The following is a 15,991-nucleotide window of genomic DNA, read 5'->3' as shown; positions in this document are numbered from 1 at the left end:
ATCAAACGGGAGGACAGTGAACATGGGTGACAAGAAGGTCTGGTTCGTAACCGGCGCAGGCCGGGGCATGGGAGTCGACATTGCTCAGGCGGCTCTTGCCGGCGGGCACGCGGTGGTGGCAACGGGGCGTGATGCGGACCGTGTTTCTGCAGCGATCGGTGAGCATGACGACCTGTTGGTGATTGCCTTGGACATCACTGACGAACAAGCCGCATATGCTGCGGTGGACACGGCAGTTGCGCGATTCGGTGGAATCGATGTGCTGGTGAACAACGCCGGAAACTTCTACGCCGGGTTCTTCGAGGTTGTCAGTCCGGCGCAACTTCGCGCTCAGATGGAGACCAACTTTTTCGGGCCGATCAATGTGACACGGGCGGTGTTGCCGGTGATGCGTAGGCAACGGAGTGGACATGTCGTGACTGTCAGTTCGCTTGCGGGCCTGGTTGGTCAGGAGTTTTGCGCAGCCTACGCCGCGTCGAAATTTGCGCTGGAGGGCTGGATGGAATCATTGCGATTCGACGTCGAACCGTACGGAATCGGGACGACGATCGTGGAGCCGGGATTCTTCCGGACCGAACTGCTTGTCGAGGGTGCGTCGTCGATCTGGCCTGAATTGTCGATAGACGACTACGACGCTCGGACTGGCAAGACCGTCGAAGCGTGGAAGAGCATGAACGGTGCCCAGGGTGGGGATCCGGTGAAACTTGCAGCGGCACTTGTGGCACTTGTCGATTCGCCGCTACCCCCGCGTCGGTGGGTCGCCGGCGCCGATGCACTGTCCGTGGTCGAGCAGAAAGCCCACCAACTGCTCGATGAAGTCGAAGCCCACCGTGGTTTGTCTTCGTCGCTTGCCCTCGAGGCATGACGACCTGATCCGAATTCGTCAGGTCACGGTTGTGAGTTGAACATGTCCAGGAGCCCCTGGGGTGCGTTCTCGCCGAAGCACATGTCCAGACCGTCAGCCGACTGTTGTGCCGATGCGGCGCTGCGCGGGAAGAGTCGTTCTTCGTAGGCAGCAAGTCCTTCCTCCGTGCCGCTATGTGACGCGATCGCCTCGCCGAGTTCGGCGCCGTCGAGCATTGCCAGGTTCGCGCCCTCTCCGGCAAACGGCGACATGACATGCGCTGCGTCCCCGAGCAGAGTGACCCCGGGAGTACGGCTCCACCTGTGCCCGATGGGAAGGGCATGGATGGGGCGAGGGGTCAGCGAGCTGTCCGCTTCGACGATCAGTGACCGCAGCGACTCGTCCCAGTCCGAGAAGTGTTCCAGCAGAATCTTCTTCGCAATATGATCGTCGGAGAAGTCGACACTCGCTGACCAGTTCTCGGGAACTCGCAGGGCGGCGTAGATGTGCAGACTGTTGTCGGTCTCACGGTGGGCAAGGAAGCCCTTGTCAGCGCTGAGCGCGAACATCATTCCGCCGCCTACTGTTTCAGCGGCCTTCGCGTGCTGGTTGTCGGCGTCGTGAAGGTCGAACTCCACGAAAGATACTCCGGTATAGGCAGGAGTGGCGTTTGAAACCAGTTGGCGAATTTTCGACCACGCGCCGTCGGCGCCGACCAGGAGATCGGTGGTGAAGTGGGTGCCATCCGTGAGGTGGACCTCGTGTCGACCATCCGGCAACGGATGAGCACTGCGGACCTTTGCTCCCCAGTGAATTGTTTCTTTCGGAATTGAGCTGAGCAGTAGGTCACGCAGCTGGCCGCGGTCGATTTCCGGGCGATCGCCGTCTCCGGTGTCCTGCTCGCTCAGGTGCACGACGGCATTTCGATCGAGGACGCGTGTCTCTTCGCCGCCTTGATGAACGAGTGCGCGGAACTCGTCGTAGAGGCCTGCGGCACGAAGCGCGATCTGGCCCGAGTCTTCGTGAATGTCGAGCATCCCGCCTTGGGTCCGAGCTGTTGGTCCGGATTCGAGATCGAATACCGCCGAATCGATTCCGCGGAGATGGAGGACTCGGGCGAGGGTGAGGCCGCCGAGGCCGGCGCCGATAATTGCGATGGGATAGTGGTTCATGGTGGGTTCCTAAGAAGTGAGTGGGGTGTTCTCGATGCCCGTGATGAGCGTGCGGAATCCCCAGGAGAGGCGCGCGGTGGGTTCACCGGCAAGTAGAGCTGTTGCATGGCCTGCGACGAGTGGGTGCGTCTGCGGGTTTGCGTTCCGGATTGCGTCGGTCAACGCGCTCCATTGGGCATCCGAGTCGGCGGAATTGTTCGGCGCCGAGTGTTCGGCAGCAGTGGACGTCGCGTACTGCAGCAGCAAGTCCACGCCCCACGCGGCTTGACCCGAAGGGACTTCGCCTTCGTCGAGCAATGCGAGCAGGCGCTCGAGCAGGCGTACGTAGTGAGCTCCGCTGGGCCGGGAAACGAGAGCCGACTGGGCAAGGCCGGGATGATCGAACAGTATGGCCGTGTACGACGTCAGCACCCGTTCGAGGCGCGCTTGCCAAGTGCCGGAGGAATTTTCGGCGAGGTCCACGACTCCGAGCAGTTCGTCCAGAACGGCGGCGTGCAATTCGGCGGTATTTTGAACGTACACGTACAGCGACGCCGGCCCGGTGTCGAGTTCGAGGGCGAGTCGACGCATGGTCAACTTCTGCAACCCCTCCGACCGCAAGATTTCCACCGCGGTGCTGACGATGCCCTCGCGTGTCAGAGCGGGTTTGGCCGGACGATTGCGTCGGCTCGATGGACTTGCTGGCTGGTTGGGCATGTTTTCACCGTACACGAACATGTTCGTAACGAACATGTTCGTTGAGTCACGTGAAGATGTCACGAATCACATGCTGATGTGAATGGGCTACATGCCCGTACCGCCGGAGAGCATTGCGATCGTCAGCAGGATGCCGCCGACTATGCCCACGAGCGGGCTGTCGCTGTTGAGTAGCCAGTCGTTCAACGATCCCATGAGCGCCTCTTTCGGGTTTCGATCTGCCGACGGTCGAGCTTATCGACAGATCGAACCCGGTATGTCACTTTTGTCCGAATTGTGGATCGGACCTGAGGTGATCAGCCGTAGACGTTGTCGGGGCTGATCAACTTGGTGATCGGTGCCATCAATGCGCTGGTCAGATCAGTCTCGCCGTCGATGTCGGTGTTGATGAAGACGACCAGGGTGGTGTCCTTCTCGGGCAAGTAGACCGAGACTGTCTTGTAGCCGGGCAGGCTTCCGTTGTGACCGATCCAGCCACCGCTGTTGAACAATCCGAGTCCGTAGCCGGAGCTGTCGTCCCCTTCGCTCAAGTTCACGGTTTGCAGGCGCTGCTTCTGAGTGTCGTCGGTGAGGAGATCGCCCTTGGCCAGCGCCGGAACCCAGATGTGCATGTCGTCCAACGACGAGATCATTGCACCCGCGGCGCCGCCCCACGACGGATTCCAGTCCGTCGCCGCGGTCACGGATTCGTCGAGCGTTTGGTTGGTGTACCCCTGTGCGTGTGGTGTCGGGAACGCGTTGGTCGTGGGAAAGCTTGTGTGCTCCATGCCGAGTGGTGTCGTGATCTTGGTGTCGATGACGTCCGACAGTTTTGAGCCGGAGACCTTTTCGATCACCATTCCCAGCAGAATAGTGTTGGTGTTCGAGTAGTCGACGGTGGTCCCTGGTCGAAGTTGGAGTGGGAGGTCCTTGACGTATCCGACGAGTTCCTCCGGTGTGAAAGTTCGGCGAGGATCCGAAAGATATTCCATCACAAACTGTTCAGACGTCGTGTAGTCCACGAGGCCGCTGCGCATCCCTGCCAGATGACGCAAGCTGATCGCATCACCTTCCATGACCCCGTCGACGTACTGGGAGATCGGATCGTCGAGACCGATCTTTCCCTCGTCGACCAATTGCAGCAGGGCGGTGACGGTAAATGTCTTGGTGACGCTACCGATCCGGTGGTAGAAGTCGGTCTCCATCGGTGCCTTGGTTGCAGTGTCGGCGACTCCTGCAACCTTCACATAGTTGCCGTCGGGTCCCCAAATGCCCACCATCGCACCGGGAATCCCCGTCGAATTCACCGCAGCGTCGATGATCGAATCGAGCTGGCCGGTGATGGCAGAGTCCATGACCTTGTCAGTGGTGGATGTGGGATTGTCTGTGGATTTGTCCGTGCTGCAGCTGATTACAGCGCCGGCAATGATGGCGCTGCACAGGCCGACAAGCATGATGCGTCTTGCTCCGGTTTTCATGAGTCGAACTCTGCCTGTCCGAGGGCACTCACACATCGACCCCGGGTACGGCAGACGCAGTCCCCAGGTACCTCCTCAACCGGTACCGGGGGACTACGGAACCCTGGCCTGAACCCTTGACTTGGGTCAGAGCCCGCCGTCGAAGAACGCCGCCAGCGCCGGTGCGGGGTCTGCCGCGGTGCCCATATTTGCTACGCCGACAACGATCAATCCCAGCGTGAACAGTGCAGTGAGAAGGCCTATCGACCCCGACATGAATCTCGTCCGCCTGTCGGATCGTGCCGTTCTCGCGAAGCGTGCCCACACGACCACGGCCACGGCCAGTGATATTGCTGCCGCGATCAGCGCGATCACCGCCATGGCCAAGTGATACCGCGCGAAGTCGCTGATCATCAGTTCGAGGGCCGGACTTTGCTGATTTCCGGTGCCCGTCGACTGAGCGAGCTGTTGTCGGACCTGCCCGACAGTTTCGGAGAGTGCCCCATCCGTCTGGGCCACGGGCAACATCGAGATCAGCGAAGAGAAGGGTGCGACAACACCTTGGACATTTGCCATCACGAGTACCGAAGAGAACAGCGCGAGGAGCGTGACCAGGCCTCCCGCCGAGACGAATGCGAGTTTCTTTCCAACCGTCAGAGGGCCGGCGTTCACGAACGACGCCTTGACCATGCGGCCGAGTGCGAGCAGAACCGTCAGCAGGATTACCGCAATCACAGCCTTGGCCACGTGGTAGCGCAGCCAGTAGTCGACAGCGGACTCCAAGCTCGGAGAGAAGGCTTGGACACCGGAACTCCAGTATTCGACGAACGCGGCGCGGACCGTCTCGACGAGTTCCCCCTGGCCTACGTACCCATCGCCCGGCCTACTCGTCAGCATGCCCGGGGCGAGAACGAAGGCTGCGGAGAAGACGGCGGCGGCAGCGATCAGCGCGGCGATCTTGCGGCCGGAAGACAGTATCGGCCGAGATGGCCCCGACGCGGTATGCAGCGGGATTCCTCCAGCGTGATGAGCGATCATCTGGTCACCGTCCACAAAGTCATGTCAACGAGTGTAGAAATCGGTACACCGGACTTCATCGTTCGAGAGGATGATATTTCCGGCGATGGCGTCCGCCCGCCGTCGCCGCTGCCGTCGACATCCCCTCAGCACTCGACATCCCCTCAGCACTCGACGACATTGACGGCGAGTCCGCCTTCACTGGTTTCCTTGTAACGCACGGACATGTCGTTTCCGGTTTGGCGCATGGTTTCGATGACGGTATCGAGGCTCACCACATGCGTCCCGTCACCCAGGTATGCGAGCTGAGCTGCGGTGACTGCCGTCGAGGCGGCTACGGCATTTCGTTCGATGCAGGGGATTTGGACCAGGCCACCAACCGGATCGCAGGTCAGCCCCAGATGGTGTTCCATGGCAATCTCAGCTGCATTCTCGATTTGTCGTGGTGATCCGCCCATGACAGCGCACAAGCCGGCTGCCGCCATCGCGCAGGCAGCTCCGACTTCACCCTGGCACCCCGCCTCCGCACCCGAGATCGAGGCATTCGCCTTGATGATCGATCCGATTGCGGCAGCGGTGAGGAGAAAGGTTCGAACGTCGTGAGCGCCGGCGCCCGTAGCGCGTATGTGGTGATAGAGCACCGCCGGCACGATGCCCGCAGCGCCGTTCGTCGGAGCCGTTACCACGCGGCCACCTGCTGCATTTTCTTCGTTGACCGCCATGGCGTAGACGGTCAGCCACTCGCGTGAGGAGGGGTCGCAGTTACGTTGTTCCAGTTGAGTGTTCGCAGACCGTGCTCGTCGGCGAACTCCGAGACGCCCGGGCAATACACCTTCGGTCTGGGTGCCGCGTTCGATGCATGCGCGCATCGCGGACCAGATCGCGTCGATGCCGGTGAATGCTCGATCCTGGCCATGCATCGCGATTTCGTCCGACAGTGCCAGCTCGGCGATGGTTCCGGAGCCGCATTCCGCCAGTAGCTCTTTCGCGGTTCGATAGCGTGAGTTGATCGAATGCGCGCTTGCTTGCGTCTCCGTTCCGGCGCGCAGTACGAATCCGCCACCGATCGACAGATATGTACTCGTACAGACGATTTCGTTACCCTTGAAGGCTGTCAGTGTCATCGAGTTGGGGTGCCCGTGACGGCGAACGAGTGGCTCGAACACCATGTCCTCGCGAGTGAACACAACATGTTCGAGTGAGCCACCGACGAGCATCACCGATCCGCCGTCCGACAGTTCGGCCCAGCGCCCGTGAACGTCGGTCGGCTCGCACGTTTCAGGATCCAACCCACGAAGTCCCGCAATCACCGCGTCGGGAGTGCAGTGACCTATTCCGGTGGCGGCGAGAGAGCCGTGCAGGTAGCAGCGAATTCGGTCGACCGACGCGGTCAAGCCGGCGGCGGAGAGCTCGCCGCCGAAAGTGTGGGCGGCGCGCATCGGACCGACCGTGTGTGAACTGGAGGGTCCGATGCCGATGGAGAAGAATTCGAGAGCGGAAACGTAGACGCCGGTGGTGCTCATTCGGCGCTCGTGACGGTGGTCGCTCCTGACTCGCGCTGGGCCGCAATCGTCAGGAGGTTGGAGCGCGAGTCCCCGGTTGCGGCTCGGATCACTGTGCGCGCCATTGCGATTGCTCCGTGCAGAACAGCTTCGTCGCCCGCTGCGGAGCGGGCATCAGCGGCAAACTCGATAGTGTGAGGAACTCCGGTGACGCCGCGCAACGCGATCATCGGGTGGATCGAGGGGACCACCTTCGACACGTTGCCCATGTCCGTCGAGCCGCCGGTCAGGGGAGTTCGGGCGGCCGCGGTGCGGCCCAGGCTCGCGATCTCCTCGTCCCAGATCGTCGCCAGCACGCGATGTTGAACAAGCTCCTCGTAGCGCGGTTCGGCGCGTTCGGTCGACCAGGAGCAGTCGCTGGCCACAGCTGCGCCCTCGAAGCAGGCGAGCATGCGACGCTTGGCGTCCAACAGCACGTCGAGTTCTGCGGCCCGAACTTCCGCTCGCACCAACGTCGAGGCCGGAATGATGTTTGTTGCTTCGCCGCCGTGCTCGACGTAGGCGTTGAGCCTGACGTCGGACGGAAGTTGTTGACGGAGAAGTCCGATGGCGACCAAGGCGATCGTGGCGGCGTCACCTGCGTTGATGCCCTTGTGTGGCGCAGCGGCCGCGTGTGCGGCTCGTCCGGTGTAGGTCACGTCGAACCGGTCGACTGCCTGCGTTCCGGTGACGGTGCAACTGACGTCTTCACCTGCAGCACCGTGGACCATGATCGACATCGCCGCGCCCTCCCATGCGCCACGTTCGAGCAGCAAGACTTTCCCGCCGCCATGTTCTTCGGCCGGCGTACCGAGAAGGACGACGGTCAGGCCGTGTTCCTCCGCGACCTCTCCGAGCGCGATCGCTGCTCCCAGTCCGGCAGCGGCGATGACATTGTGTCCACACGCATGACCGATGTCGGGAAGGGCGTCGTACTCAGCGCAGACTACGACGCGGAAGGGGCCGGAGCCTCGCACAGCTTCGAATGCCGTCTCGAGGCCGTAGGCGGCGCGAGTAACCGTGAAGCCGGCTTCCTGTGCGGCGTCCGCCAAGAGGGCGGACGCCCGATGCTCTTCGAATGCCAGCTCTGGGTGAGCATGGATCGTGTGGCTGACATCGATGAGGCGTGATGCCCACTTCTCGATCGTGCTCGAAACCGAGTCTGTGTGGGTGAGGGTGTCAGCGATGGACATGGGTATTGCTTCCTTTCAACATCTTTGGTTCTCTGTGTCTTCGGATCGCGGTGTCTTCGGTTCTCAGCGTCTTCGGGTGCAGTTCTAGTGCCAGAGGCCCAGCGCGAACTCCGCGACGACCACGGAAAGTAGGTAAGAGGCGAGGATCGCGACGATTCCGACGGGCACGATCTTCCAGCCGATCGTCTTGAGCAAGGGAAGGTCCTTGCCGAGGCTGAGACCTGCGACAGTCAAGGTGAGGGTGCAGATCGAGAGAAAGTCGACAGTCCCGACGGTGCTCGAGACGAAATCACCGATGGGGGACCACGGTGTTGTCGCCAAGGCGCCGATGGTGATGATTGCGATCATCGCCGCGATCTTGCCGCGCGTCAGGCGGGCCACGCCGACGCCCAGGAGCAACAATCCGGTGAGGATCAGGTAACCGACGATGATCGATCGAGATACGCCACCCGCTGCGATTGAGGAGACGATGACCCCACCGACGAACAGAATCGGAACGATGGTGGTCAGCGGCACGGTGACGCTCGGCGCAACCGCTCGTGGGGCAGTGTCGGCTTTCCGTTCGCTGGTCGTCTTCGAGCGCTTGGTGAGTGCGCCGTAGATTCGATCGGCAAGGGGGAGTGCGACATACATGCCGACATACACGCCGAGGAGGCCGGTGATGATGTTGGATGTTGCCGCTACGGCGAGTACCTGGTCGGCCATCTCGGGGTGCGCCGAAACGACGCTGGCGGCAGCGGCAGCCATCATCGAGCCGGATCCGACCCCAGCACCCATCGCCAATGCAAGGGGGTCGAAGATGTTGAAGGATGTCGCCAGCGACGCAATCAGGCTGATCAGCACGGCACCGAACAGAGTGCCGAAGACGTACATCGACAGGACACCACGGTACTGGTCGGAATCGGGACCGTAGCGTTCACTGACCATCGCGAAGGACCCCTCGCGGTCGATGGAGAAGGTGGCTCCGACGGTGGCCGGTCCCATCCGAAGGAGTACCGCCAACGGGAGTGCGAGAGCGATAGTGCCGAACAAGTGCCCCAGTTCCTGCAGTAGCAGGGCGGGGCCCGCCTCGAACAACAGTTGGATGTTCGGGCCGATGGTGAAAGACAGTCTCGCGCAAAGCAAGAGAACAGCCAGCCCCATGATTGCCGAGGCTGCGGCCTGAAGATCGAGGCCGAGAGGTTTCCACTTCTGACTCGAGACGGCACCGCCGGCAATCAGTCCCCACACCATGGGCAAGATCGTGATGGCGGCAGCGCCGACAGGAATCACTGCGGGGCCGATCAGTTGAGCGCCTGCCGCAAGCGCGAGGAGCAGAATCGCCACGATCCACAGCCGTGGCGACCTCAAGGCGAAAACGATCTTTTGCGTCGGGGTTTGATCGCTGACCGGAGAATCGTCATGCGAGACAGGGAATGCTTCGGTCATGTCGGTGTCTTTCTCGAGGGGGCGAACGAACGCAAGAAGCAAGCGTTCTCGAGGTTCAGGATTTGGTGGACTATTGATGTGATGAAGTTAGGATCGATGCGTTTCGATCCTGTTTCGGTGCAGCATTCTTTTGAAAGTGAGGTCCTCGGTGCAGGATCAGGTGCTCAAGGACGAAGATCTTCGGCTGTTGAACGCACTGCAGATCAGGCCGCGAGCCTCGTGGTCCGAGCTTTCACGCGCGATCGGTTCCGACCCGGTCACCCTGACCAGGCGTTGGGAGCGTCTGCACTCGCAAGGGATAGCGTGGATCGCTGCGTACCGTGGGGGTCCCATCGTGTCGGCGACCGCACTGCTCGAGATCGAATGCGCACCGGCACAGACCTTGAGCGTGGCCGAACAGATCGCGCACGATCCCGAAGTTCTCACAGTCGATCTCACAACCGGCAATCGGGATCTACTCGTCACGCTCACCTGCACTGACCTCGATCAATTGTCCAGGTATGTCTTGGAACGAACACGATCGCTGCCGATGGTCACTGCGATGCGAACTCAGATCGTGTCCTCGGCGAATTCCGACGCACGAAACTGGCGTCTACGTGCTCTCGATGCGGAAGAAATTGCCGCGCTCGAGTCGGCCCCGGCGGCGAAGAGTCGTGGGGTACGCGCCAGCGAAGAGGAACAGTCGAAGCTGTTCGACATCCTTTCTCGCGAACCACGAATCACCGTCTCGGCCCTCGCTGCAGCCCTCGGCGTCACGCCGGCTCGCGCCGGGGCGCTCCTTTCTCACGAGCTGTCGACGGGGCGCCTGGTCGTCCGCACGGAGATTGCTCGGCCCTACTCCGGCTGGCCGGTCTACGCCTGGTATTTCTTACGTCTCGAGGGGCGAAAGGAAGCCATTGCTCAGCGCCTTTCCCTCCTGCGTGAGGCGAGGCTTGTTGCTTCGACGATCGGCAGCTACGACATCGCATTGGCGGTGTGGCTGCGCTCGATCGACGACGTGCAGCGTTTGGAAGGTTATCTCGCCGAGCAGTTTCCGGGCGTATCCGTGGTGGACCGGTCGATCGTCCTGCGTACGCCGCATCATCTACATCGAACAATCGATGTGTCGGGTCGAAGCATGCCGAAGCACGGGTGATCCGTAACGCGTTCGCGCGGATCGGGTGCTCTCCGACTACTGGGGGATCGCCACGTCGACGATCAAGCCGTAGTGATCGGAACCTTCGATCTCGATGCGCTCGAGAGTCTTCGCCTGTGCACCCCGCAGAAGTACATGGTCGATGCCGACGATCGCGGGAAATTTTTTGTCCGCCGGGTAGGTGCGAACGATGCCGACTCCCAATTGGTCTGCGGTATCGGAGTAGCCGACGTCGAGAAGGTCACGGAATTGCTTGTGCGTGAAGGTCGTGTTGAAATCGCCACTGACGACGACGGTTCCCTCCGCGGCAGCGGCGTCGAGCGCGTTTCGCAACGTGCTCAGCTCGGCAGTCCACACGTCGGGCGGGGTCACGTACGCCGGTCCGGGGTGAACCGCCAGAAGGGTGAACGGGGTTGAGAATCCCACTTCGGCAACAAGATTGGTAGGTCCGAAGCCGTTCAATTCCCGAGTTTCCGTCAGCGGATAACGACTGTAAATACCTGCGCCACCCCCGCCGGCCTCGTCCGATACCAAGTAGTGATGCGGCAGCAGTTGCTCGAGCCCTTGATCTCTCAGAGAGCCTTCGAGTGATGTGGTCAGTTCCTGAACCGTCAGGACATCGACTGCCTTCTCACGCACCGTCGCAGTCAAACTGACGGGGTCTGCCTGCCCGAAGAGAAGGTTCGCTTGCATTACACGCAGAGACGGCCCGTCGATTTCGGAACTGTTTGCTACATACAATGGACTGATCACCGACGCGCCCACCGCTATCAGTACCACCGAAATCGCCAGCAGGATCCAGCGGCGAAAAACCAGGCATATCAGGGACGCTGCGAGTGTGACTGCAAGCAGCATCGGGACAAAGGAGGCCACGGCGATCAACGGGTTGATCGGCTTGGTGGAGTACAACGAGATCAGCGCAATGACACCGACGGCAATCCCACCCACCCCGGCGACCTGAGCGATACGGCGAGCCGGAACGTTGTCCGTCGTGAATCCCATACCAAACGGTACCTAATGCAGCTTAGGCTCCCGATTGCCTGGCGTTGTCAGTCGCCGGTTCGGGTGCGGAATGCGTTCACGGCCGCTTCGATGGTCGGGTAGAAGTGCGTCGAATCGAACCTGTCGCCGACCCCGAATCGGATGAGTCGATCCTTGATCGGACCTTTCATCTCCGCGAATGCCAATCGAATTCCTTTGCCCTCCAAAAATGTATCCAGATCGACGAGTTCGTCGACGGCGGTCGTGTCGAGCCCGGTGATCGGCTCGGCGGCAATGACCACCCATTCGACCGGGTCGGGTGCCTTGGCGACGACGGAGCGAACGTACTCGTCGAAGATCTCGCCGTTCGCGAAAAACAGTGGTGCGTCAAATCTCACCAACACGAGGCCGGGGATGCGATGTCCGTCCGGGTGGCGTTCGACGTCGTGGAATCCCGCGGGTTCGCCCGTCTCGACGAGTTCGGTTCGATGTGGCTGCCATACCTGCGCGATGACCGCTACGAAGGAGAGTCCGATCGCAACAAGGATGCCTTGAAGCACCCCGACCAGGGCAACGCCCAGAAACGCCGCGACGGCGAGGCCGAATTCCACGGTGCTCATGCGCCACATGCGGACCATGCCGCCCACGTCGATCAGTGCACACGCGGCGACGATGACGACGGCGGCCAGTGTTGCATCGGGCAGATATGCCGTCAGTCCGGGAGCGACGAGGACAAACACCAGGACGGCGAGTGCTCCGACGACACCGGCCAATTGTGTATGCGCCCCACTCTGTTCGGCTACCGGCGTCCGTGATCCGCTCGCCGATATCGGAAATCCGCCGAACAGTCCGCCGGCCACGTTCGCGACACCGATCGCCTTCATCTCGGTACTGCCGTTCACGTCCTCGCCGTGGCGGGCGGCGAAGGTGCGCGAGAGAACGCCGGTGTCGGCGAAGGCAATCAGCGCGATACCTGCCGCCGGTCCGATCAGGTGCCCGACGTCCTGCCAGGTGACTCCACCGAGAGAGGGGAGGGGAAGTCCTTCCGGCAGTGCGCCGACCATGCCGATGTCATCGGTGAGACCGGCGGCGGCGGACAAGACTATTGCCGCGACGACGGCGACCAGCACACCGGGTACAACAGGTACCCAGAGCCGGAAGACCACAATGACAATGAGTGAACCCACGCCGATGACGGCAGCGAGGGGATCGACATCTCCACCGGCCAGAGCCTTTCCGATCTCACCGATTTCACCGAGGAGGCCGGACGCGTCGACGGAGAAACCGAGCAGCTTGGGAATCTGACCGATTACGACGACGAGCGCGATGGCGTTGAGGTAGCCGAGGCGGATCGGTTTCGAGAGGAGTTCGGTCACGAAACCCAGACGCAGAAATCCGCCGATCACCAGGATGAGCCCGACAAGGACGGCGAGAACCCCGGCGAGTGCAAGCGCGTTCTCCGAATCGCCGACCACCGCCAGCGGTATGACTGCGGCGGCGATGAGCGGTGCCAGCGACGAATCAGGCCCGAGTACAAGAATCTTCGACGGTCCGACTACCGCGTACGCGAGCAACGGCACGATGGTTGCGTACAGACCGGCGTACGCGGGCAATCCGGCGGCCTCGGCGTAGCCCATCCCCGCCGGGATCAGCAGGGCCGTCAAGACGAGCCCTGCTGTGATGTCGGTTCGCAGCCATTCGCGGCGGTACCCGCGGGCAGTCGCGATCCCCGGTAGCCGACCTAGACCCTCCGTCCACGTCATCGTGTGATTGTCCCTCCCTCAGCGGAGTGACGGGCGCGCTCGGGGGCAACTGCAGTGGTCGCGGTGATGGCGACAGGTGTCGGTGAGAGGCGGCGGCGTCGGATCGCCTTTTCCAACTCGACGACAACCGGGATGATCAGCGACCAGCCTAGGCAGACGAGCCACTGGGCGCCGGTCAGTGAGGTTGTCATGAGGAGATCCTGGAGAACACCCGCCTCGACGGCAAATACGGTCACGACCGTGGGGATGGTCAAGATCTTGATGGCACCGAGAACCGGCGGAACAAGGCCGGACTCGGGATCACGCCGCATGGTCAACCCAGCGAATATCGAACCGAGAGAGAGCACTACGAATGCGGTGGTCATGGGGACATTCGCCTCAGTAGTGCTCATTTCGCCGGGTGCGAGAAGCATCGCTGCGAGTGTCACTGCGAATTGCAAGACGCCGTACGCGAGCCACTGAGCGACTGCGCTTCGATGTGCGATCGGCATCTTGGGATCGCGTGGCGGCTTGTTCATCAGATCCGGTGGCGGCGGGTCGAGCATGATCACGGCGACGGGGAACAGTGTGATGAAGAAGTGCTGGAACAGCACCATCAGCGGTGTCAGTGCCACACCCTCGTTGATGTTGAAGATGCTCGCGGCGAGGAAGAGGAGAACCAACGAGAAGAGTTTCGACATCTGGTAGCGGATGTACGAGACGATCTTCCCGTAGATGTTGCGGCCCAGGGTGATCGCGGTGATGAGGGTTCCGAAGTTGTCGTCGGTGAGCACCATCTTGCCCGCCTGTTTGGTTACCTCACTGCCCGAGCCCATGGCGACGCCGATATCGGCCTTCTTCAACGCGGCGGCGTCGTTGACAGCATCTCCGGTCATCGCGACCACGGCGCCACCGCTCTGCATGACATCGACCAAGCGAAGTTTGTCCTGCGGAGTGACTCGGCCGAACACGTGCAGGTTCGGCAACGCGGCCGAGAGTTCGTCATCGGTCATCGCTTGCAATTCGGCTCCGCCGACCGCGCCCGGGCCGAGTCCGAGTTCGGCACCGATCGCGGCGGCGGTGATGGCATGGTCGCCGGTGATCATGCGGACCTCGATGCCGGCCCGGTGTGCGGTTCGCACCGAATCGACCGCCTCCGGACGCAGCGGGTCGATGATGCCTGCCATACCGACAAACGTCAGGTCCTCGACAAAGGACATAGGGTCCGCCACGACAGCGTCGTCCCGTCCGTCGAGGCGTCTGACCGCGAATGCCAGCACCCGAAGACCCTTCTCGGACATGGACTGATTTGCTGCCGTGAGTTCTTCTCGGACTTCCTCGATCGGGACCTGCCGACGGCCGGGGAGAAAGGCCGAAGAACACCGAGCGAGGACGACATCGGGTCCGCCCTTGACCAATCCGACGAACTGACTTACGCCGTCGACTTCGAGATGGTGGTACGTGGCCATGAACTTGTACGCGGAATCGAACGGAACCGTCGCCACCCGCGGGTAGGTCCGTCTGGTGAGTGGGGCGTCGGCACCGATCTTTGCCGCGAGCACCACGAGTGCGGCCTCGGTCGGGTCGCCGACAACTTCCCCAGAATCGGAAACCGTCGCATCGCTGTCGAGACACAGTCCGTATGCGAGAAGGGTGAAGTCGGGCGGTGCCTCGCCGGCAACCTGCGTGATCCTTCCCGCTTTGGCGTAGCCTTCGCCGTCGACCGTGTACCAACGGCCGTGGACGTACAGCGATCGGACGGTCATCTGGTTCATGGTCAGCGTGCCGGTCTTGTCCGAGTTGATTGCACTGGTCGCGCCGAGAGTTTCGACGTCGGTCAGGTTCTTCACGACGGCCTTGGCGTCGGCCAGTTGACGGGCCCCGTAGGCCAGCATTGCCTGGACGAAGGTTGGCAGGCCGGTCGGAATCGCGGACACTCCCATCGCGATACCAAGGAGCAGAAGCGTTGTCAGGTCCTGACCACGAATGAGTCCGATGACGACGATGACGATCACGGCCGTCCACGCGATGATGCCGAGAAGTTTGGTGAGAGAGTCCAATTCTCGTTGCAGTGGCGACTTGCCAGGGGCGACGGCCGACAACATCGACGCGATCTGGCCGATCTGCGTCTGCATTCCGGTCTCGGTGACCACCATGGTCGCTGTGCCGCGGGTGACCGAGGTGTTCTGGAACACCAGATTGCTGCGGTCTCCGAGTGGAATATCCTCATTGCTCAGCGTTTTCGGGTCCTTCGGGATCGGCGCGCTTTCCCCGGTCAATGCGGCTTCCTGTGTCTCCAGGGTCGTCGAGGCGAGCAACCGTCCGTCGGCAGCGATGATGTCTCCTGCCTCGACTTGGACGACGTCACCCGGCACCAGTTCGGTAGCGTCGAGCTGAATCAGGTTCCCGTCACGAATGACCCGCGCTTGGGGTGTCTGCATCTTGGCGAGCGCGTCGACGCTGGCCCGTGCCTTCAACTCCTGTCGAGTTCCGAGGACGATGTTGAGCACGACGAGCACCGCCACCACGATCGCTGTCGGCACTTCACCGATGGCGATGCTGACCGCGGCCACGGCGACGAGCATCAAGTTCATCGGATCTTTCAGTTGCAGCAGTGCGATCGACCACGTCGACGGCGGTGGCGTCGAGGTGATTTCGTTCGACCCGTAGCGTTGTCGACGTTGGTCGGCCTCACTCGATTGCAGTCCGCGCTGCTGGTCCGACTGCAGTACGGACACGACTGATTCGCCACTCTGCGCATGCCACGGCGTGGGGCTCATGACCGCACGTCCTTTCCTTGGCGATC

Annotated in this window: 12 protein-coding genes; 2 read left to right on the top strand and 10 right to left on the bottom strand. The window is 61.8% G+C overall.

Annotated elements, in window-relative coordinates; all coding sequences use genetic code 11:
• Positions 1 to 22 precede the first annotated feature (22 nt).
• The gene (locus R4P70_RS15420; protein ID WP_020969358.1) at positions 23 to 865 is read left to right on the top strand and encodes an SDR family NAD(P)-dependent oxidoreductase; all 843 of its coding nucleotides are present in this window, start codon (positions 23 to 25) and stop codon (positions 863 to 865) included.
• A 23-nt stretch (positions 866 to 888) separates the two neighbouring features.
• Here the strand turns inward: R4P70_RS15420 and R4P70_RS15415 are convergent, their stop codons facing one another.
• The 7 genes from R4P70_RS15415 to R4P70_RS15385 all read right to left on the bottom strand — a co-directional run bounded on the left by R4P70_RS15415 (position 889) and on the right by R4P70_RS15385 (position 9,327).
• Positions 889 to 2,016 (bottom strand): NAD(P)/FAD-dependent oxidoreductase, encoded by a 1,128-nt coding sequence (locus R4P70_RS15415; RefSeq protein ID WP_317830980.1) that lies wholly within the window; start codon positions 2,014 to 2,016, stop codon positions 889 to 891.
• Positions 2,017 to 2,025: 9 nt separating this feature from the next.
• Positions 2,026 to 2,712: a TetR/AcrR family transcriptional regulator C-terminal domain-containing protein gene (locus R4P70_RS15410; RefSeq protein WP_317830979.1), complete on the bottom strand. Its 687-nt coding sequence runs from the start codon at positions 2,710 to 2,712 to the stop codon at positions 2,026 to 2,028.
• A gap of 296 nt (positions 2,713 to 3,008) precedes the next feature.
• Positions 3,009 to 4,169, bottom strand: coding sequence for a serine hydrolase domain-containing protein (locus tag R4P70_RS15405; RefSeq protein WP_317830978.1), 1,161 nt, complete (start codon positions 4,167 to 4,169; stop codon positions 3,009 to 3,011).
• A gap of 126 nt (positions 4,170 to 4,295) precedes the next feature.
• Entirely contained in the window at positions 4,296 to 5,186 is an 891-nt protein-coding gene (locus tag R4P70_RS15400) for a hypothetical protein (protein WP_317830977.1), read from the bottom strand.
• 143 nt (positions 5,187 to 5,329) lie between these two features.
• The gene (locus R4P70_RS15395) at positions 5,330 to 6,688 is read right to left on the bottom strand and encodes an L-serine ammonia-lyase (protein ID WP_141487404.1); all 1,359 of its coding nucleotides are present in this window, start codon (positions 6,686 to 6,688) and stop codon (positions 5,330 to 5,332) included.
• Complete coding sequence (locus tag R4P70_RS15390; RefSeq protein ID WP_046378407.1) at positions 6,685 to 7,899, bottom strand: amidohydrolase; 1,215 nt, start codon at positions 7,897 to 7,899, stop codon at positions 6,685 to 6,687. Before R4P70_RS15390 ends, R4P70_RS15395 begins: the two co-directional genes overlap by 4 nt.
• 84 nt (positions 7,900 to 7,983) lie before the next feature.
• The gene (locus R4P70_RS15385) at positions 7,984 to 9,327 is read right to left on the bottom strand and encodes a DUF3100 domain-containing protein (protein ID WP_020969365.1); all 1,344 of its coding nucleotides are present in this window, start codon (positions 9,325 to 9,327) and stop codon (positions 7,984 to 7,986) included.
• A gap of 136 nt (positions 9,328 to 9,463) precedes the next feature.
• Here R4P70_RS15385 and R4P70_RS15380 point away from each other — a divergent pair, with 136 nt between their 5' ends.
• Complete coding sequence (locus tag R4P70_RS15380) at positions 9,464 to 10,462, top strand: Lrp/AsnC family transcriptional regulator (protein ID WP_223257884.1); 999 nt, start codon at positions 9,464 to 9,466, stop codon at positions 10,460 to 10,462.
• A gap of 36 nt (positions 10,463 to 10,498) precedes the next feature.
• Here the strand turns inward: R4P70_RS15380 and R4P70_RS15375 are convergent, their stop codons facing one another.
• Genes R4P70_RS15375 through R4P70_RS15365 form a run of 3 tightly spaced genes read right to left on the bottom strand, consistent with a single transcriptional unit; the run spans position 10,499 to position 15,965 of the window.
• Positions 10,499 to 11,464: an endonuclease/exonuclease/phosphatase family protein gene (locus R4P70_RS15375; RefSeq protein WP_317830976.1), complete on the bottom strand. Its 966-nt coding sequence runs from the start codon at positions 11,462 to 11,464 to the stop codon at positions 10,499 to 10,501.
• Between the two features lie 47 nt (positions 11,465 to 11,511).
• Positions 11,512 to 13,206 (bottom strand): SulP family inorganic anion transporter, encoded by a 1,695-nt coding sequence (locus R4P70_RS15370; protein ID WP_019748017.1) that lies wholly within the window; start codon positions 13,204 to 13,206, stop codon positions 11,512 to 11,514.
• Positions 13,203 to 15,965 carry a cation-translocating P-type ATPase gene (locus R4P70_RS15365; protein WP_317830975.1) on the bottom strand — a complete coding sequence of 921 codons (2,763 nt, stop codon included), beginning with the start codon at positions 15,963 to 15,965 and terminating at the stop codon, positions 13,203 to 13,205. The genes R4P70_RS15370 and R4P70_RS15365 overlap by 4 nt, the downstream gene beginning before the upstream one ends.
• Positions 15,966 to 15,991 lie beyond the last annotated feature (26 nt).

This window comes from Rhodococcus sp. IEGM 1241 (assembly GCF_033142365.1).
Classification (GTDB): Bacteria; Actinomycetota; Actinomycetes; order Mycobacteriales; family Mycobacteriaceae; genus Rhodococcus_F; species Rhodococcus_F erythropolis.
The sequence above is the reverse complement of the archived record's forward strand: the minus strand, read 5'-3'. Positions and strand labels throughout refer to the sequence as shown.